Origin of the sequence: Cerasicoccus sp. TK19100 (assembly GCF_027257155.1) — a bacterium.
GTDB classification, from domain to species: Bacteria; Verrucomicrobiota; Verrucomicrobiia; order Opitutales; family Cerasicoccaceae; genus Cerasicoccus; species Cerasicoccus fimbriatus.
This window is the reverse complement of sequence record NZ_JAPWDU010000001.1, coordinates 733,308-752,375: the sequence shown is the minus strand read 5'-3', so window position 1 is coordinate 752,375 and position 19,068 is coordinate 733,308. Positions and strand designations below refer to the sequence as shown.

The window sequence follows — 19,068 nt, the reverse complement described above, 5'->3', positions numbered from 1 at the left end:
CTCACGCCTGGATAATAGTTTCACCTGAGGCCAAGCTGCAAACGAAATACTACCGCGATGAATACCCTAAGAAATTTACTCCTTACTACAGCCTTAACTTCGACTGCAATGGCCAGCGTTTATCGCGCGGATGTGCCACCCCAAACCTTCATTGACTTGGGGAACAATACTGGCGGATTCGCCCCGGGCGTCAACTACCCGGACTTTTCTTCAACGGCAACCGTGGTCAATGCCGATGGTCAAAATTTCGGCAGCGGCGTTTTGATTGGCGACCGCTGGCTGCTCTCCGCTGCTCATGTTTTCGTGGACGAAGAAAATCCATTTCCCGATCTGACCAACGCCGCAGTCTCCTTTGGCAGCACATATCAATCACCGACCGATGTCTATGCGATCGAGCAAGTCATCATCCCTGATCGCTACACCGAGATTCTACAAAACCCCGGCAGCGGCGATGTCGATGATTACGGACTCGACATTGCACTGGTTAAATTAGCCGAGCCGGCAAGTGGAACCTACCCACGCATGACCTGGGCCAGCAACCCCGCGCTCGACACGGAAGGCGCGCGCCTCTACTTGAGCGGCTTTGGTCAAGCCGGCAACGGCAACGAAGGCAGCATCCTACCGGCTGGCACCAAACGCGCCGTTTCCAACACCATCGACCGCGTGCTGCCCATGGGCCTGAATCGCGGCTACGGCATGCCGATCATCGAAGGCGGGCTGCTCGCTTTTGATTTCGATTCGCCTCTCGAAAATCACAACACGCTACAAATCGCACCCGGCACGATCAGCCAACCGGCCATTGAGTTCACCCCCGGCGACAGCAACGCCGAGCCGACAGATTTCGAAGGCACATCCGGCCCCGGAGATTCTGGCGGCCCGTTGTTTTTGTATATTGATAACGAGTGGATTGTGGCGGGCATTGCCTCCTACGGGATAACGGAGGACGAAACCTATGGCGACATTGCCGCCTATACCCAGGTGAGTCAGTTCAATAGCTGGATCGCATCGAACATCCCCGAGCCGCGCCACTTTGCAATGGCCTTTGGGGCGGTGTTGATGCTCGTCGTCGGCCTCCGTCGTCGAACTACTCGTTAAGGTTTGGCGCGAGCCACTTAGCGGCGACGTCCTCGCTGATGCCTTTGCGTTGCGCGTAGTCCTTCAACTGGTCGCGACCGATCAATCCCACGTTGAAGTACGAGACGTCCGGATGGCCAAAGTAAAGGCCGCTCACCGAGGCACCGGGGTACATCGCGCGGCTCTCAGTGAGCTGCATGCCGGTGCGTGCCTCTACATCGAGGACTTGCCAGAGCGTGTCCTTCTCGGTGTGGTCCGGGCAAGCCGGGTAGCCAGCAGCCGGGCGGATGCCACGATACTTCTCCTTGATCATCCACGCAACGTGGTCATTAACCTCGCCAACTTTGGATTCCAAAGCTACTTTGCCCGAGAAAGCTTCCTCGGCACCATAGCCCCACTGATCGCGGATCTGCTTGTGCAACCACTCAGCACAGGACTCCGCGAAGCGATCGCCCAAGGCTTTGATCATGATGCCCGTGAAGTCGTCACCCTTCGCCTCGAAGGTCTTTGCATAGTCGTCGACTTCCTGACCTGCGGTGCAGGCAAAGCCACCCATCACGTCAATGATGCCCGTTGACTTCGGTGCCACGTAATCGGCGAGACACTTATAGGTCTCGCCCGCGTTGAGCTTCTCCTTTTGCTGGCGCAGGAAGTGGAAAGTCGCCAATTCCTTGGCATGGTCTTCCGGCGTGTAGATCACCACATCGTCGCCCACACTTTGTGCCGGCCACAGCGCGGTAACCGCGCGCAGACGGAAGCGCTGGTTGCTGATGATGTCATCGAGCAAGTGGCGGGCTTCGTCGTATAGCTTGGTTGCCTCGGGACCGTATTTGTCGTGAGAAAGGATTTTCGGGAAGACGCCCTTCAGCTCCCAAGAGTGAAAGAACGGCGACCAGTCGAAATACTCCGCCACGCGATCGAGCGGAATATTATCCCAACTTTGCAATCCAAAGCTTTCCGGCTTGGCGGGCGAGTAGCCATCCCATTCAACCTTGGGCGCGTGCTTGCGGGCCTCTTCGATGGAGATGATTTTTACCTTGTCCTTGCCCTTTTCAAAGCGCTCACGGTGCTTCTGATGCTCTTCTTCCAGTTCCTTAATGTAGGCGTCCCGCTTTTTCGGATTGAGCAGGCTGTTGCAAACTCCAGTCACCAGCGAGGCATCGCCCACACGCACAACCGGCTGGTTGTAATGCGGCGCAATCTTGATCGCCGTATGCGCGGAGCTGGTCGTGGCACCACCGATGAGCAAGGGCTGTTTAAAGCCGCGCTTGGTCATCTCCTGCGCGTTGAAAATCATTTCATCGAGGGACGGTGTGATCAGCCCGGACATACCGATGATGTCGGCGCCCCACTCCTCGGCTTCCTTTAGAATGGTGTCGCAGTCGACCATCACCCCGAGGTCCTTGACCTCGTAGTTGTTGCACGCGAGCACCACGCCGACGATGTTTTTGCCGATGTCGTGCACATCGCCCTTTACCGTAGCGATGAGGAATTTGCCCGCTCCGGATTTTTCAGCAGCGCCGCCTGCGGCTTCGCGCTGGCGCTTTTCCTCCTCCATGTAGGGCATGAGATAGGCCACCGCTTTTTTCATCACCCGGGCGCTTTTCACCACCTGCGGCAGGAACATTTTGCCAGCTCCAAAGAGATCGCCAACAACCTTCATGCCATCCATCAGTGGCCCTTCGATCACCTCCAGCGGCTTGCTGTACTTTTGGCGCGCCTCTTCAGTGTCGGCATCGACATGCGTGGTGATGCCCTTAACGAGCGCATGGCTCAGCCGCTCTTCGACCGTGCCTTTACGCCAGTCGTCTTTTACGTCAGCCGTTTTTTTTTGAGCGGCTGGAACCGCGCCTGCGCCGCCCTGCAAAAACTTCTCGATGACCTCGGGATTCTTCTCTGCGTTGGCGCGCTCAAAGAGCTCACGCAGCGTATTCATGCCCTGAATCATGGCTGCATTGATACGCTCTTCCGGCGTGCCAGCGCCCACGGTGATCGTGCCGTCCTTCACCTTTTCCGCATACTCGATGATGCGCTCAGTGGCGTCGGGGTCACGATTCAGCAAAACGTCCTCGACCATTTTTTTCATGGTCGCATCCATCTCGTCGTAGTTCATCAACAGGCTCGGATTGACGATCGCCATGTCGAGCCCAGCCGCACAAGCATGATGCAGGAACGCCGCGTGCATCGCTTCGCGGACCGGATTGTTGCCACGGAAGGAGAACGAAATGTTCGACAGGCCACCACTGGTGCGCGCACCGGGGCACTTTTGCTTCACTTCACGAACGGCTTCAATGAAGTCCACCGCGTAGTTGTTGTGCTCCTCCATGCCAGTCGCGACCGTCAGGATATTGAGGTCGAAAATGATGTCCTGCGGATCCATACCAACCTCGTTAACGAGGATATCGTAGGAGCGCTTGGCGATCTTCACCTTGTCCGCCTGATTATCGGCCTGGCCGGTTTCGTCGAAGGCCATGACGATGACCGCGGCACCGTAGCGCATGATCTTTTTCGCCTGCGCCTTAAACTCTTCCTCGCCGCCTTTGAGGCTGATCGAGTTGACAATGCATTTGCCCTGTACGCACTTGAGACCAGCTTCGATGACGGACCACTTCGAGCTGTCGATCATGATCGGCACCTTGGCAATGTCGGGTTCCGATGCCACGAGGTTCAGGAAGCGGGTCATGCACTCCTCGCCGTCGAGCATGCCTTCATCGAAGTTGATGTCGATCACCTGAGCACCGGCATCCACCTGGCTCTGGGCAATGGCGAGCGCGGCATTAAAATCGTCGGCCTTGATGAGCTTTTTAAACTTCGGCGAACCGGTCACATTGGTGCGTTCGCCGACGTTGATGAACCCGCTCTTGTCGGTGATGTTCAGCGCCTGCAAACCGCTGAGGCGCAGCGCAGGCTCAAAGGTCGGCACCTTGCGCGGCGGCAGCGGGGAAAGTTCTTTAACAACAGCCGCGATGTGCCCCGGAGTCGTGCCGCAGCAGCCACCCACGAGATTCACGAGGCCCGCTTCGGCAAACTGCTTCACCGCGCTGCCGGTCGTTGCCGGAGTCTCGTCATAGCCCGTTGGCGCGAGCGGATTCGGCAAGCCGGCATTCGGGTAAACGTGCACGTAGCAATCGGCAACGGCGGACAACTCTTCGAGGAAAGGCTTCATCAGGTCCGCGCCAAGCGCGCAGTTCAGGCCAACGCAAAGCGGCTTGGCGTGGCGGATTGAATTCCAGCACGCTTCAACGGTTTGGCCGGACAAAGTGCGGCCGGACTTATCGGTAATCGTCACCGACACGATGACCGGAATGCGCTCAGGCAAGGTATCCTGCAAATCGGCAATCGCGTGCAACGCGGCCTTCAGGTTCAGGGTGTCAAAAGTCGTCTCCGGCAACAGCAGATCCACGCCGCCTTCGATCAGTTGCTCGGCCTGCTCGTAGTAGGCCTTGTAGAGCTCGTCGTAGCTGGTCGCACGGTATTCCGGGCGGTTGACGTCCGGCGAGAGCGATGCAGTGCGATTCGTCGGCCCCATGGCACCAGCCACAAAAGTCGGGCGGCCTTCTTTTTCGGAAATTTCGTCGGCGACCTTGCGCGCGAGCTTGGCGGACTCGACGTTGATGTCGCGCACACGGGACTCGAGCTTGTAGTCGGCCTGGGCGATCGTCGTGCCGCTAAAGGTGTTCGTCTCAATGATGTCCGCGCCGGCCTCGAAAAACTGGCGGTGGATTTCACTGATAATATCCGGGCGCGTAAAGCTGAGCAGGTCGTTGTTGCCCTTCAGGTCGCCCGGAGCATCGGCCAGGGAGTCATCTCGGAAATCTTTTTCTTCCAGCTTGTACTGCTGGATCATGGTTCCCATTGCGCCATCGAGAAACACGATGCGCTCGGCGAGCAGATCAGCGAGCTGCTGGCCCTTCTTAGTAAATGGTTTTGGCTGCACTTTTTCGGACATAATCTAAACGCATCAAAATATTCGGATGATTTGATGCGTTGCAAGCATCAATTGCGATTGCCTGCCGGAAAAACACCCTGCATAACGTGACTTTTCAAAACGTGGACACCATCAAACAACATTTTCCCGACCTGACTGACGAAACCTGGAGCCGCCTAACAGAATGGGCCGCGCTGATGCGTGATTGGAACGCTAAGATTAACCTCGTTTCGCGCAAAGACATTGAGCGCCTGGAGGAAAAACACCTCGCGCATTGTCTGGTCGTTACCCGCGTGCTCAAGCTAATGGGTGGCGCGCGCGTGATCGATGTTGGCACCGGTGGGGGTCTGCCGGGCTTGGTCATGGCCATCTGTTATCCGCAGGCGCACTTCACACTGGTGGACTCCGTGGGCAAGAAAATCATGGTCGTTGAAGACATCGCCAAGCAACTGGGCCTGGAAAATGTCGAGGTCCGCAATTGCCGCGCGGAGGCCATTAAGCGCGAGTTCGATTTCATTACCGGCCGCGCGGTCAAGGAGCTGCCCCAGTTCTGCGGCTGGATCAAAAAGCTCGGCCGCCGTGGCAAAAAGCATTCGCTGGAAAACGGCCTCGTTTACTGGAAAGGCGGCGAATATGCCGACGAGGTCGCGAAGCTGAAAATCAAGCCGCGGCATGTGTGGCCCATCAGCGATTTCTTGCCTGGCGAGGAATTTGAGGGAAAATACCTGCTGCATTTCCTGGCGCAGGACCTCCAAAACGCAAAAACGATTACCTAGGCAGTGGTTCACGCTTTGTCGTCCAGTCGGTAAAGCGTCATTATTGGGTCTGCTTAACCCGCCATTAAGCAACCGCCTGATAAGATCTCCACTGTCATGAAAATCACATTTGCCGCCTCCCTGCTGGCAGCGTTGGTTGCGCCCATCCTGGGCCAAGCTGCGTTGACCATGTCCATTGATAATGCTGCCAAAACCATCACTTTCGGGAACACGTCCGACTCAGGCACCCCGACTGGGCCAACAGGTGCTCTGGCCTATTGGCAACTCGACGCCGTCTACGCCACTGCCACGGGCAATACGCTCGACATCTCCGATGCCCTCCTCACCGATGGCACGCCAGCGGGCAACGCTGAGGTGGACCTTAATGCGACTGGAACACAATACTTGGCATTGTCTGTCTTCGAGGGAACGCCTTACACGGACATCTCCGGCACTGGCGTAGCCGTGTCCTACAGCAGCTTGGATCCTGCGCTACAGGCTGGTCTGGAAAACCTGGCTGCGAGCAATGCTATCATGCCGCTTGAGTTGGGTAGCGGCTTTGCCGATGTCACTATGAACTTGGTGCCGGAACCAAGTATCTATGCCGGCCTAATCGCGTTTGGCACGTTATCTCTGGTGGTTTATTGGCGACGTCGCCACAAGCGTATGCATTACTGGGATTGACCCAAGGTCGGGCGGTGTTTGCTCTGTCTTCATGCAAGCCAATCAGGAAATGTATGACCGCTTCGGTGTCGCCTACCATGCCAAGCGCGGGCGCGAACAAGACAGCGCCTGGAACCGCTATCTCGACCAGCCTATGATCGAGGCGCTGCTCGCGGGGATTACCCCGTGCAAAGTCGCGGACCTCGGCTGCGGCAGCGGCCTGCTTTCCCGCTGGCTTAAAGATCGCGGTTTCGATGTGACTGGAGCCGACTTTTCCCAATCGCTGGTTGATATCGCCCGCGGGGAAAACCCCGACATCGGATTCTGCGTGGCCGATATCAAATCGACGCCCTACCCCGCAGACTCCTTTGCGCTGATCGTGAGCGCGCTCGTCGTCCATTACGAGCAGGATCTCGCACCGGTGTTCGCGGAAATCGCGCGTATTCTTCAGCCTGGCGGCCAACTGGTTTTCTCGATGCATCACCCACTGGACGAAGTCACCAGCATGGGCACGCGCATAGACGACGGGCGCAAGGTCAGACCCTATTTTCACAACGACCCTTATCAATTTCAAATGGCGGGCATGGACCTAACCGCTTATCACCACACCTTCGAAAATATTGCGCAGGCGCTTTTCGCCAACGGCTTTGTCATCGAGGATCTCCGCGAGGCCCGCATGATTGAAGCAGCCAAGGAGAAGTTTCCAGAGTATTACGAGCGAACCAATCAATACCCGAGCTTTGTGGGCTTTCGCGCCAGCCTCCGGCTGGACCGTTAGATTTGCACATCGTGCAAATGCCAATCAACGAGGCTGGCACTTGGAGACCGCTCACCACAATTTGCACAGGGCGCAAACTAACAGTCCAGCAAGATGCTGTCGGCTTGTCTGGAGACTGCGCCCTACCCTTAGACTATTGAAACAACGAATTTTGCCCGCCGGGATTCTCCGGTTTGAGGCCGATGGTGGTCCAGGCCTTGGGGGTTAGCACGCGGCCTTGCGGGGTGCGGGCGATGTAGCCCTCTTGGATTAAGTACGGCTCGTGGACTTCCTCCACAGTGTGCTGCTCCTCGCCAACGGCGACCGCCACCGTGCCAAGGCCGACCGGACCGCCACGGTAGTTCTCCGCCATGAGACGGAGGATGCGCTTATCCATCTCATCCAGGCCGTTGGCGTCGATTTCGAGTAGCTCCAAGGCACTGGCAGCAACGGGGCCGGTAATCTCGCCGTCCGAGCGCTGCTGTGCATAGTCGCGGGCGAAGTTGATCAAATTGTTCGCGATGCGCGGTGTGCCCCGGGCCCGCCCAGCAACCTCGGTCGCACCAGCGTCGTTGATCGGCACATTGAGCAGCTTACAACTGCGTCGGACAATTTTCTCCAGCGTCGAGCGATCATAGTAATCGAGACGCGTCTGCAGGGTAAAGCGGCTACGCAGTGGCGCAGTGAGCAGGCCAGTGCGCGTCGTTGCGCCAACGAGCGTAAAGCGCGGGATCGACAAACGAACGCTGCGGGCGTTGGGCCCCTGGTCGATCATGATGTCGATCCGGTAGTCTTCCATCGCCGAGTAAAGATACTCCTCCACGCTTTTGGGGATGCGGTGAATTTCGTCGATGAAGAGGATGTCGCCCTCCTGCAAGCCGGTGAGGAGGCCAGCCAAATCACCCGCTTTGTCGATGACGGGGCCACTGGTCAGCTTCAGGTCGGCCTCCATTTCGTTGGCCAAAATGTGCGCGAGCGTCGTTTTGCCAAGCCCGGGCGGACCGTGCAGCAAAATGTGGTTCAACGGCTCACCGCGCGACTTGGCGGCCCCCACCATCACTTCGAGGCGCTCCTTGGTTTTGCCCTGCCCGCTAAAGTCCGCAAAGCTCAGCGGCCGTAGCGCTTTTTCCACGGCGGTCTCGGGTGCTTCGAGCACCTGGGCCAAGTAATCGGTTCCTTTTGCGTCGTCAGGCATGGTGGGCAGTTAAAGATATTCGCAGCGAAACGGAAGATTATTCCCCGACGGAGTTTGTCTCGTCTGGCACGTAGGGTTTGGCCGAAGCCAGGATACTTTTCACCGTGCTCCAGACGGCGGTGCTCCCCCTAAATTGGCCCATGAAAAGTGAGTCACCCGAGACAATATAATAATAACCGATGCAGTAAGTATCGCCGTCCTGCAAACTACGGATGGTGGCCATCGCCGCTTTGCCCGAAAACAGTTTGCCATCGATCGAGTGACGCGCCAACTCAATGACCTCTAACTGGCCTTCGTTGTCGACCGAGACTTGGCGGGGATAAAATTCCATGAATAGGTTGAGCTGTAGCTGTGCGGACTCCACGCTGTTGGATAATACACCAGTAATCGGCTGCAGCCAAATGGCGGCCTTTTCAGCTTGTTGGCTGACCAGGGTGTAATAACCGCCATCCTCCGGGTCGTAATTCAGCTCCCAGCCTTCAGGTAGCGCAAACTCAATGGCCTGTTCGGTGTCGTCCGGCCGTTCCTTTTTAATGAAACCAGGGGCCAGATCGGAGAAATCCACCGCCGCATCGACCATCGTGGGCACCCGGTTTCGGTAAAAAACGCGCGCTGAATCCGGCACATTGACGGCGAGTATTTTCTCATCGGTCCAACTAAAATCTGGAATCGGCTGATCCAAAATCGCGACATTGCCATTGGTCAGCAATGCGTTGGCGCCCTCGGGCAAGATGGATAGATGGTAAGTGAGCCGGTCGCGCCAGCCGGTGCGCGAAAAGAACGTCGCTTTCAGGCCAGCTCCGTTGGACTTCTCCGCGAGTAAAGCACCCTCACCTAGCGTGTTCCACGCCGAACGTTCCACTAACTCCAGCATACGCTGGACCTCTGGCCAATCCTCCCGGGGCCCATTATATTTGCCCGTGATGAACTGATGGCCGTCCGTCAGGTAGAAAGAAACGCTGCCCTTGGATGTATCGTTCGAGAACTCCCCAAATGAGTTTCCACGAAACTTAGCACCATCGATTTCCCAGTTCACGGGATCGTCCGCCAGGACAGTCATTTCAGCCGAAAGCTGTTCCTCGTTGAGGTCGAGGTTCCGCTCTACCTTGAGCAACAGGTCAGCCGAGCCGTCCAGTTTTTTGATTTCGAAATAATCGGCCAAACCGCCGAATAGCTCTGCCTCCCACCCTTCGGGCACCTCAAACGCGAGCGACCAATCCTCCGGCGTGTTGACTGCCGGGCTGGAAGTCGGCAGTCCGTAGACGAGCAGTGCCAAGAGCATGCAGCGCAACTGCATCAGCCATCCAAACGGCAACGATTTGCCAATCAGGCTACCCATCCGCAGACAAGTCCTTGGGCATCTCTTCCTGCTTGAGTCGCTCCACATCGGCCCCGAGCGCCTGCAATTTTTTCTCAAAGGATTCGTAGCCGCGGTCGAGGTGGTAAATACGCTGCACCCACGTCTCGCCGTGTGCGGAAAGCGCCGCGAGAATCAGCGCCGCGCTAGCACGCAAATCACTGGCCATCACGGGAGCGCCGGAGAGCGGGTTGCGGCGGCCCTTAACGATGGCGCTGGCCCCTTCGATCGCGATGTCGGCCCCCATCCGCTGCAGCTCCGGCACGTGCATGAAGCGGTTCGGGTAAACGCGCTCGGTGATGATCGACAAGCCCGGCGTCACCGCCATCAGGGTGCTCATCTGGGCCTGCAAATCCGTCGGGAAGCCAGGATGCGGCAGCGTAATGATGTCCACCGGCGACAGCGTGCCCGGTGTGCCTTTGATACGGATACGTCCACCGAGCTCGATGGAGAAATTCGCCCCCGCCTCTTCCAGCTTGTCGAGCAGCGCGGAGAGGTCTTCGGCATGCGCGCCGTTTACGGTAATATCCGCATCCAGCATGGCACCGGCAATCAGGTAAGTGCCGGCCTCGATACGGTCATCGATCACGCGGTAGGTCGTGCCGTGAAGCTTGTCCACGCCTTCGATCGTGAGGCAATGGCTGCCAACGCCTTTGATTTTGGCCCCCATGGACAGCAGCATCTTGCACAAGTCCACGACCTCGGGCTCACACGCGGCGGACTCGATGCGCGTAATGCCGGGCGTGAGCACAGCTGCCATCAAAATATTGGCCGTGCCGGTAACCGTGCTACCATGGCGGCCACCCAGGAAGACATGCCCTCCCCGCGCTCGCTTGGCGTTAACGTGGACATAGCCGGCGCGCACGTCCACATCGCAATTCAGCTTGCTCAGCCCCTTCAGGTGCAAGTCAATCGGACGCGGTCCGATCACGCAACCACCCGGCAGCGAGACCTCGGCCTTCTTCAACCGTGCGACCAAGGGACCCAGCAAGCACACGCTGGCGCGCATGCGGCGAACGAGCTCATACGGCGCGCGGTGGGTGATGTCTGCCGCCGTAATGCGCCAGGTATTTTTGTCCGGCCTCTCAACCTTCGCACCGAGATTTTCAATAATCTCCGCCATGAAGCGCAGGTCGGAAAGGTTCGGCACGTTCTCAATGACGCAGGTTTCTCCGGTCAACAATGTAGCGGCAAAAATTGGTAGGCAGGCATTTTTGGCACCGCTCACGGTCACCTCGCCACGTAGGGGGCGCCCCCCGTTAATCTTAAAAACATCCATGGGTAAAAACAGCAGTCGGCGCGGTCATCGCACCAATCTTCCCGCTATCGAAAAACAAGCCCGCCACGGGTTCAATGACTTAAATTCGCTGAGCCAAAAAAAGCGCCATCCCCAACTGAGGATGACGCTGAAAGTTTCGCTGAAGAGAGCTCAGGACTCCTGAGCGGACGGCTGGTTATCGCGCCCGCCCTGGCGATTTCCACCGCGACGATTCTTGCCGCCGCGCTTACCGCGACGACGCTTGGGGCGATCCCCATCCTGGCCCTTGGGTCCGTTACCACCCTGACCGCGATTCTGACCACCGCCCTGGCGGTTGCCCTGACCACGGTTCTGGCCGCCTTTGCCACGGTTTTGGCCACTCTTGCCGCGCGGACGATCGTCGTTGCGAGATTGGGCCTTGTCCTTGGGCTGCTCCTTCGGCTTTTCCGGCGTGGCCGGCGCACCAAAGAGCGAGCTGAAGAACTTTTTGACCGCGCCCATAAAGCCAGTCGGCTCCGGAGCGGCCTTGGCCTTTGGCTGCGGCTTGCTCTGTTGAGCTGCCTGCCGGGGCTTGGCTGCCTGCGGTTGGTCTTGCTTCGGCTGAGGCTGGCGATCTGGCTTTTGGCCGTCCTGCTGCTGGGCATCACCGTCGGTCCTTTTCTTGCTCCGGCGGCGGCGCTTGCGCTTGGGCTTGGTCGCCTCGTCGGAGGATTCACCGTCCGCGGGCTTGGCCTTGGCGGCTTCGTCCGTGGTGCTCTCAGGCTTGTCAGCCTTAGGTTTCTCAGTCTCGCGATCACGACGCGGCTTGCGCTCAGGCTTACCTTCGGCAAAGCGGCCACTCAGCTTCTCTTTAAAAGCCTCCGGTGTCTCCACCAAGCCGGGATGGCCGGCGGGCAGCTTGGACTTTTCGCCAGCGGTTTCCGGGCGGTTGCGCTTGCGACCGGGGCCGTATTTGGCCAGCGACTCGCGGTTCTGCAACAGCGCGGGGCCGGGATTCGGCAAATCGCTGTCGTCAATACGCTGAGGCTTGGGGGCCTCGGCAGCGGGTTCTTCCTTGGTGGGTTCGGCATCCGCCGCAGTTGCCTCAACAGAGGCTTCGGCGACGGGTTCCGGGGCGGCTTCTTCAGCCGCGATGTCGAAGCCGGACATGTCAAACTCGTCCACGGATTCTTCCGCGAGGACGTTTTTATCGGCTTCAGCCGTTTGGGAGGCTGCTTTTTCCGGAGCTTTCTTCGGTTCCTCGATGGGTTCCGGCTCGGGTTCTTTGGCGAGGTCACCCCAAGATAGGGCTTCCTGACCAAGGCCTGCCTTGGCTTGTTCTTCGGCGGCGTCCTTTTTCTCAGACGCATCTTCACCGGGACGAAAATGATCGTCCTCTCGCGCCTTAGGCTGCGAATTAGTGTGTTCGAATGAAGGCATACTTCGTTTTTGGTGTTGTGCAATGGCCGGCCGCCGTGAGTCGTTAATTAAGAGGCGCCGGGCCAAATTCGGGGTGGGAAGCCAATGGCTGTAGGCGGATATTCCATCCGACGTCCCGAAAAGACTCCTGTGATAGGCTTTCACTAAAATCATTCAAGCAAAAACACCGGGGTGCCACAGATGTCATCGGGCATATTGCAATGAACTTCGATCAATCAACGAATAAATGAGACCGCGCCAAGCAGCAGAAGTTCCTCATCCTGCGGGAGTAGCGCGTTTTTGGGCTAGACCTGTCAGCGTTAGAGACTAGAGTGCCAGCATATGACCGTGTCTCCAAATATTTTGGACTACATTAATCGTCTCGCTACATGAAGCTGAACGACCATCCGTTTTTCCGAAATTCTGATCAGGAGAGTGTCATGCAACTGGTTGACCAGGCTGACGTCGACCACTACTCCGACGGGGAAGTGATTTTCCTCGAAGGCAGCCCATCTGATAGCCTCTGCCTGGTCTTAGACGGTGTCGTGACCTTTGCCGCCGAAACGCCAGACAAGCAGCGCCGTGTAATTTCCACCACCAAACAAGGTAACTTTTTCGGCGAGATTGGCATCTTTACCGGCGCTCCACGGTCCCTCAGCGCCATTGCGCAGGGCAACGTCAGCATTGCCAAAGTATACCGCGAGGACCTGTTAACCTTTATCAAAAGAACCCCGGGCCCGATCGAGCAAATCCTGGGCAGCATCGTCAACCACCTACACCAGACGACACGTCACTACCTCGACGACATGCTCCAGCAGGAGAAAATGAGCCTCGTCGGCACGATGGTTAACAGCATCATCCACGACTTTAAGAACCCGTTCACGCTGATTGGCCTCGGCGCACAGATGATCCAAAATCGCCACGGAGAAGACCAAAAAACGATCAAGATCTGCAACAATATCACGGCCCAGGTCGACCGCATGGTGGAAATGGCCAACGAGCTTTCTGAATTCTCCCGGGGTGAGCAAAAGCTCTTCATCGAGACCGTCCAGCTCGATGCGCTGATCGCGAAATTCAAAGATCTCAACGAGCCCTCATTCGCCAAGGACAACTTGAAGATCGAGCTCGACGTCACCAGCGCGGATTTCGAGGGTGAACAAAACAAACTCCTGCGTGTGTTGCAAAACATCGTGGGCAACGCGGTGGACGCCCTCACCGATCAGCCGGATGGCTCCATAAAAATCAAGGCCGGCCCGGAAGGAGACTTTATTCTAATCACCATTACCGACAACGGTGGCGGTATTCCTGAGCAAATTCGCAACACCTTCTGGACGCCATTTGTCACTTATGGCAAAAGCCGCGGCACAGGCCTGGGCTCGGCTATCGCCCGATCCATCGTCGAAGCGCATCACGGCAAAATCGGATTTGAAACGGAAACCGGCAAAGGCACGACCTTCATCATCAGCCTGCCCCGCAAACAACCGGCAGCAAAATCCGAGGCATAACCGAGCGCCTTTTGAGTTGAAGCCGCCGACGCCATGGCAAATCATATTCGACGATGACTCGCACTATTCTGCTTAGTTGGTTGGCGCTCGCCCTTCTGGCATTTTCCGGTTGCGGCGATCAGAAGAAAGAGGAGACGGTCAAAGTCGGCATCCTCCATTCTTCGACGGGCACCATGGCCAACTCCGAGAAGCCCGTCATCGACGCGGTTCAACTCGCCATCAATGAAATCAACGACAGTAACTACCTGCCCGGTATCCGCCTGGAACCCGTTGTGCGCGATGGCCAATCCAAGGAGCGTGTCTTTGCCAAACAAGCTGAAGATTTACTGAACGATGAAAACGTGGCCGTCATTTTTGGCGGTTGGACATCTGCCAGCCGCAAGGCGATGATTCCCGTTCTGGAAAAGAACGATGGTTTGCTCTTCTACCCGGTGCAATACGAAGGGGCCGAAAGCTCACCGAATGTCGTCTACCTCGGAGCCGCGCCCAATCAGCAGATCATTCCCGCCGTTTATTGGGCGATGAAGGACAAAGGCGCGAACCGCTTTTACCTCGTCGGTTCAGATTATGTTTTCCCTCGCACGGCCAACGAAGTGATCAAAGACCAAGTCCGCGCGCTCGGCGGGGAGATCGTCGGTGAGCGCTATCTGCAACTCGGCTCCGAAGACACCGACGAGGTCGCCCAGGAAATCCTCGATATGAAGCCGGACTTCATCCTCAACACGATCAACGGCGACACCAATGGCGCGTTTATCCACTCTCTGCGTGAAGCCGGGATCACCAGCGATGCCATTCCGACGATCTCATTTAGCATCGATGAGAACATGCTCGATCGCATGGGCGTCCGCAAGCGCTTGCTCGAGGGCGACTATGCCGCATCGAATTACCTCCAGTCCATCCCGACTCGCGAAAACCGCGCCTTCGTAAAAAAGTACCAGAACGCCTACGGCAAAGACGCCACCACTACGGATGCGATTGTCGCGGCCTACAGCGGCGTTTACCTCTGGGCCGAGGCGGTGAAACACGCCAGCGAAAACAAGGACGTTATCCCGGTCGAAGCAACTTCCGCTAAAGCCGTCCGTGAGCACATCGGCAACCGCAGTTTCCAGTCCCCCGGCGGCATGGTATTTATCGATCCGCAAAACCAGCACCTTTACAAGACTGCCCGCATTGGCCGAATCACCAATGAGGGCCAGTTCGAAATCGAATGGGAAAGCGACGCCCCCGTGCGCCCTGCCCCCTACCCGATGTTTCGCCCCATGGAAGCCTGGGATGAATATCTGGCCATGCTCAAGCAAGGCTGGAATGGAGAATGGAGCGCACCTGCCCAATGAGCGATCACCCCAGCCACACCCTGCTGACGCAACGCCGCTCGGCCAACAACGCCAAGAGCGCGGACGAATCGGCAAAGAAGCCGCTGACTGGCCGTCGTTTGTTCCGGCAGATCATGATCTACTTCATCACGATCGCGATGGCACCGCTAATCATCGTCAGCGTGGTGCAATACATGGCCGCGCGAGAGGCTTTGCTCGAAACCGAAGGCTCATACCTGAAAGCCATTTCCAGCCTCCAGCTTGAGGAAATTCGCAACTATTTGGAGGAGGTTGAGAACATCGTAGGCCTCGTCGCCGACAGCCCAGCCGTGCAATACAGCCTGCTTTACCTGGGCGAAGTCACCAAAGATGACCTGCCTGGCATTGAAGAAAATGCCACATATCTGGAAGTTTCGGAGTTTGCCCGCCCCATCGTGCGAGATCTTCGCATCAAGCTGGGCTTCAAGCAAATCCTGCTGATCAACAACCAGGGCGTCGTTGTTTACAGTAACCCCGCCCTGCCCGTCGAAAACCGCGATCTGCGCAGCCCGGAAAACATCGATAACCAGCTCGCCAAGTCTTTTGAAAGTTCCATTCGCTTGATGAGCCCCCAAGCTGGCGACTACGATATTTTTCCACCGACCAACGAACCCGCACTATTCATTACCAGCCCGGTTTTCGAAGACGGTATTCTGCTGGGTGCCGTGGCCCTCGTGCCGGAGAACGAGAAGCTGCTCTCCGTGATCGAAGACACGACCGGGCTCGGTGAAACCGGCGAAGTGATGTTTCTGGCGCAGCGTGGGGACAGTATTGTCGCGCTCAATAAACTGCGCACTGAAGACACGGCGGCCTTTACCAAAATAACGGATTTCGATCCCCCCAAGGGCCAGCCGCTGAACCCGTCTCAACGCGCAGTTCGCGGCATGAGTGGTGGCGCGCTGGATGTCGACTACCGCGACAAGGAAGTCGTCGCAATCTGGGATTATTTGCCGAATCTCCGCCTTGGCCTCGTGCTCAAAATCGACCGCGATGAAGTTTTTGGGCCGGTTAATGATCTCTTGCAGGCCTCCATGCTCGTGGCGGGCATCACCCTGCTGGTGGTGTTTATCGCCGCGATCCTCATGTCGCGCGGCATCACTCAACCGATCGCCAGCCTGACTGATGCCGCCAATCGCCTCGCCCAAGGTGACCTGACAGCGGACATTCGTTGCAAGGCACGCAACGAAATCGGCCAACTTTCGGCTGCCGCACAAACCATGTCCGCCAATTTGAAGTCACTGGTCAGCAAGGTGAAGGTGACCGCAGAAGAGATTAGCAGCACCTCTTCGCACCTTAATTCATCGGCCTCCCAGCAGGTAACCGCCGCCGAACAAACGGGCACCGCCTCGGTCGAGGTTAATGCGACCGCGAAAGAAATTTCCACAACTTCACGCGAGCTCGCGCAGACAATGAAGCAGGTAAACGAAGTCACGCTGAGCACCGCACTCAAGGCCGAGGCTGGTCTCGATGTGCTGACCGCGCTCCAAGCGTCAATGAAAGAGCTTGGGGCGGCCAATGACGACGTATCCGAGCAGCTCAACCTGATCAACCAGCGCGCCTACGCAATTACCAGTGTCATCGCCACGATGACCAAAGTGGCTGACCAGACCAACCTGCTTTCGCTCAACGCCTCAATCGAGGCCAAAAAAGCCGGTGTGCACGGTCGCGGTTTCTCCGTGGTTGCGACTGAAATTCGACGCCTAGCCGACCAGGCAGCATCCTCCACTTTGGAAATCGAGCAAAGTGTGCAGGACATGCTCACCGCCGTGCAAACGGGGGTCAAAAATATGGGTGTGTTCTCCAATAAAGTGGACAACAGCGTCAGCGAGATTATCGACATCAGCAGCCGCCTGACTGACGTTATTCAACAAGTCCAAGGCCTGCCCCCGCGCTTCGACATGATCTTGGAAGGCATGGAAAGCCAAGCCGAAGGTGCCAGCCAGATCAACGTCGCCATGGGCCAGCTCAGCTCCTCCGCCCAGCAGACCGCCAACGCCGTCCGCGAAACCAACCGCATGATCATGAACCTCAAGCGCAGCGCCGACGTCCTGCGCTCCGAGATCACGCGGTTTCAGACGTAGGACGGTGTGGAAGTGTCCATAGACAGACCTCGGTATGGACGCAAATGGAGTTCCGATACAGCACCAACCATTGAGGCATTGACTAAAAGCCTACTAAAAGGAACGCTCCGAGTTTTAAACCCATGATTCTTAGAGTAACCCAATTTGGCGAGCCGATCCTGCGGGAGAAAGGTGCGCCCGTCACCGAGTTTGATGCCGAGCTGAAGAAGCTCGCGCAGGACATGCTTGATACCATGTATGACGAGGAAGGCATCGGCCTGGCCGCGCAGCAAGTCGATGTGGCCAAGCAGATTTTCGTCATGGACTTGCAGCTCGGCGACCGACCGGTGGAATTTTTCTACGAGCTCGATGGCAAGACGCCGCCATTGGATCTCATCATGCCGATGGTAGTCGTAAACCCGCAAATCGTCACCAAGGAGCCGTCGGCCCCCTACGAAGAAGGCTGCCTCTCCTTCCCCGGTGTTCGCGGCGACGTCGTGCGCGACACCTACGTGGAAATGAAATTTCAGGACGTCGAAGGCAACCATCACGAGGTTAAGTGCGATGGTATTTTCGCTCGCGTGATTCTCCATGAAAACGACCACCTCAACGGCGTGCTCTTCATCGACCACATGACGCCGCAAACGCTTCGCCCGCTGCAAACACGCATTAAGAAGCTGAAGCGGTCCACCCGCGACTGGCTCAAAAAATACGGTTAGGCCAATCGCGGATTTCGCACCCGGTTATTGACGAATCCACGAAAATATAACAATAATTATGCATGGCCACGCCACTGCATGAGAAGTCCTCACTGGACGAAATTCGCACCCGGTTCGATGCTGATGTCGAGCGTTTCTCCAATTTGGAAACCGGCCAGGCCGCGACTATTGACGCGCCCCTGGCGATGGACCTCATCACGCAGGCCGCTATCGCCGCTACGCCCACCATTCGCCGCGTGCTCGACATTGGCTGCGGTGCGGCGAACAACACCATCAAGCTCCGCCGCGAATACGGCCAGGACTTTGATTGCGACATCTGCGACCTATCCTTGCCGATGCTGGAGCGTGCCGAGGAGCGCATTTCCGCCGAAAACGCTGGCCTGATCACCGTTTATCAGGGTGACTTCCGCGACATCGCCTTTCCCACGAACTCATTCGATGTCGTTATCGCCGCCGCCGTGCTTCACCATTTGCGCGATGATGACGACTGGGCGGCGGCCTTTGAAATGATTTTTCACCTGCTTCGCCCCGGCGGCTCATTTTGGATTACCGACCTCGTTGCCCATGAGTCTGGCAGCGTGCACGCGCTGATGTGGAACCGCTATGGCCAATATTTAAGTGAGCTCGGTGGCTCCGAATACGCGGAAAAAGTCTTTGCCTACATCGATAAGGAAGACTCCCCGCGCTCGGTCACTTTCCAGATTGAGCTCATGCACCGCGTGGGCTTCCGGCCAGTGGACATTTTGCATAAAAATTCCTGCTTTGCCGCCTTCGGGGGCATCAAACCGATCATCGGGCGATAGAGCGGCTGAAAATGCTCTAGCCAGTGCCCCCAATCAGGTAGCGCAGGCGCGTCTCGCGCCGCACCCCATGCTGAAGGTTGTTCTCTTCACCAGCGAAGGGACCACTCCTGTGGGGTGCGGCGCGAGACGCGCCTGCGCTACCTCAAAAGTGCGTTGCTCGGCACCTCTTCGCTACCTAAAAGTGCGACACGCGGCACCGATGCCCTACCTGTAAAGTTGCGCCAATGCAGCCCGCGACCGCCGC

At 57.4% G+C, this 19,068-nt stretch carries 14 protein-coding genes; 9 read left to right on the top strand and 5 right to left on the bottom strand.

The genetic code is table 11. The features are described 5' to 3' along the window. Nucleotides 1-57 precede the first annotated feature (57 nt). Nucleotides 58-1,095 (top strand): trypsin-like serine protease, encoded by a 1,038-nt coding sequence (locus tag O3S85_RS03005; RefSeq protein ID WP_269537747.1) that lies wholly within the window; start codon nt 58-60, stop codon nt 1,093-1,095. Here O3S85_RS03005 and O3S85_RS03000 read toward each other — a convergent pair. Then, nucleotides 1,085-5,023, bottom strand: a complete 3,939-nt coding sequence (locus tag O3S85_RS03000) for a methionine synthase (RefSeq protein ID WP_269537746.1) — start codon at nt 5,021-5,023, stop codon at nt 1,085-1,087. The genes O3S85_RS03005 and O3S85_RS03000 overlap by 11 nt on opposite strands. A gap of 86 nt (nt 5,024-5,109) precedes the next feature. Here O3S85_RS03000 and rsmG point away from each other — a divergent pair, with 86 nt between their 5' ends. The 3 genes from rsmG to O3S85_RS02985 all read left to right on the top strand — a co-directional run bounded on the left by rsmG (nt 5,110) and on the right by O3S85_RS02985 (nt 7,198). Continuing rightward, nucleotides 5,110-5,778, top strand: a complete 669-nt coding sequence (gene rsmG, locus O3S85_RS02995) for a 16S rRNA (guanine(527)-N(7))-methyltransferase RsmG (protein WP_269537745.1) — start codon at nt 5,110-5,112, stop codon at nt 5,776-5,778. Nucleotides 5,779-5,874: 96 nt separating this feature from the next. Beyond that, the gene (locus O3S85_RS02990) at nt 5,875-6,441 is read left to right on the top strand and encodes a PEP-CTERM sorting domain-containing protein (RefSeq protein ID WP_269537744.1); all 567 of its coding nucleotides are present in this window, start codon (nt 5,875-5,877) and stop codon (nt 6,439-6,441) included. Nucleotides 6,442-6,472: 31 nt separating this feature from the next. Then, nucleotides 6,473-7,198, top strand: a complete 726-nt coding sequence (locus O3S85_RS02985; RefSeq protein WP_269537742.1) for a class I SAM-dependent DNA methyltransferase — start codon at nt 6,473-6,475, stop codon at nt 7,196-7,198. Nucleotides 7,199-7,331: 133 nt separating this feature from the next. On the opposite strand, the gene ruvB is transcribed toward O3S85_RS02985, so the two are convergent. From ruvB to O3S85_RS02965, 4 genes are all read right to left on the bottom strand, one after another. Continuing rightward, nucleotides 7,332-8,372: a Holliday junction branch migration DNA helicase RuvB gene (ruvB, locus tag O3S85_RS02980; protein ID WP_269537741.1), complete on the bottom strand. Its 1,041-nt coding sequence runs from the start codon at nt 8,370-8,372 to the stop codon at nt 7,332-7,334. 37 nt (nt 8,373-8,409) lie between these two features. Beyond that, complete coding sequence (locus tag O3S85_RS02975) at nt 8,410-9,654, bottom strand: hypothetical protein (RefSeq protein WP_269537740.1); 1,245 nt, start codon at nt 9,652-9,654, stop codon at nt 8,410-8,412. A gap of 49 nt (nt 9,655-9,703) precedes the next feature. Continuing rightward, entirely contained in the window at nt 9,704-11,008 is a 1,305-nt protein-coding gene (murA, locus tag O3S85_RS02970) for a UDP-N-acetylglucosamine 1-carboxyvinyltransferase (RefSeq protein ID WP_269537739.1), read from the bottom strand. Nucleotides 11,009-11,158: 150 nt separating this feature from the next. Then, nucleotides 11,159-12,406 (bottom strand): hypothetical protein, encoded by a 1,248-nt coding sequence (locus O3S85_RS02965; protein WP_269537738.1) that lies wholly within the window; start codon nt 12,404-12,406, stop codon nt 11,159-11,161. A gap of 368 nt (nt 12,407-12,774) precedes the next feature. Here O3S85_RS02965 and O3S85_RS02960 point away from each other — a divergent pair, with 368 nt between their 5' ends. The 5 genes from O3S85_RS02960 to O3S85_RS02940 all read left to right on the top strand — a co-directional run bounded on the left by O3S85_RS02960 (nt 12,775) and on the right by O3S85_RS02940 (nt 18,824). Further along, nucleotides 12,775-13,890, top strand: coding sequence for an ATP-binding protein (locus O3S85_RS02960; protein WP_269537737.1), 1,116 nt, complete (start codon nt 12,775-12,777; stop codon nt 13,888-13,890). Between the two features lie 53 nt (nt 13,891-13,943). Next, entirely contained in the window at nt 13,944-15,224 is a 1,281-nt protein-coding gene (locus O3S85_RS02955; RefSeq protein WP_269537736.1) for an urea ABC transporter substrate-binding protein, read from the top strand. Further along, the gene (locus O3S85_RS02950; RefSeq protein ID WP_269537735.1) at nt 15,221-17,323 is read left to right on the top strand and encodes a methyl-accepting chemotaxis protein; all 2,103 of its coding nucleotides are present in this window, start codon (nt 15,221-15,223) and stop codon (nt 17,321-17,323) included. The genes O3S85_RS02955 and O3S85_RS02950 overlap by 4 nt, the downstream gene beginning before the upstream one ends. Before the next feature lie 122 nt (nt 17,324-17,445). Next, nucleotides 17,446-18,021, top strand: coding sequence for a peptide deformylase (def, locus tag O3S85_RS02945; RefSeq protein WP_269537734.1), 576 nt, complete (start codon nt 17,446-17,448; stop codon nt 18,019-18,021). Between the two features lie 62 nt (nt 18,022-18,083). After that, nucleotides 18,084-18,824 (top strand): class I SAM-dependent methyltransferase, encoded by a 741-nt coding sequence (locus tag O3S85_RS02940; RefSeq protein WP_269537733.1) that lies wholly within the window; start codon nt 18,084-18,086, stop codon nt 18,822-18,824. Nucleotides 18,825-19,068 lie beyond the last annotated feature (244 nt).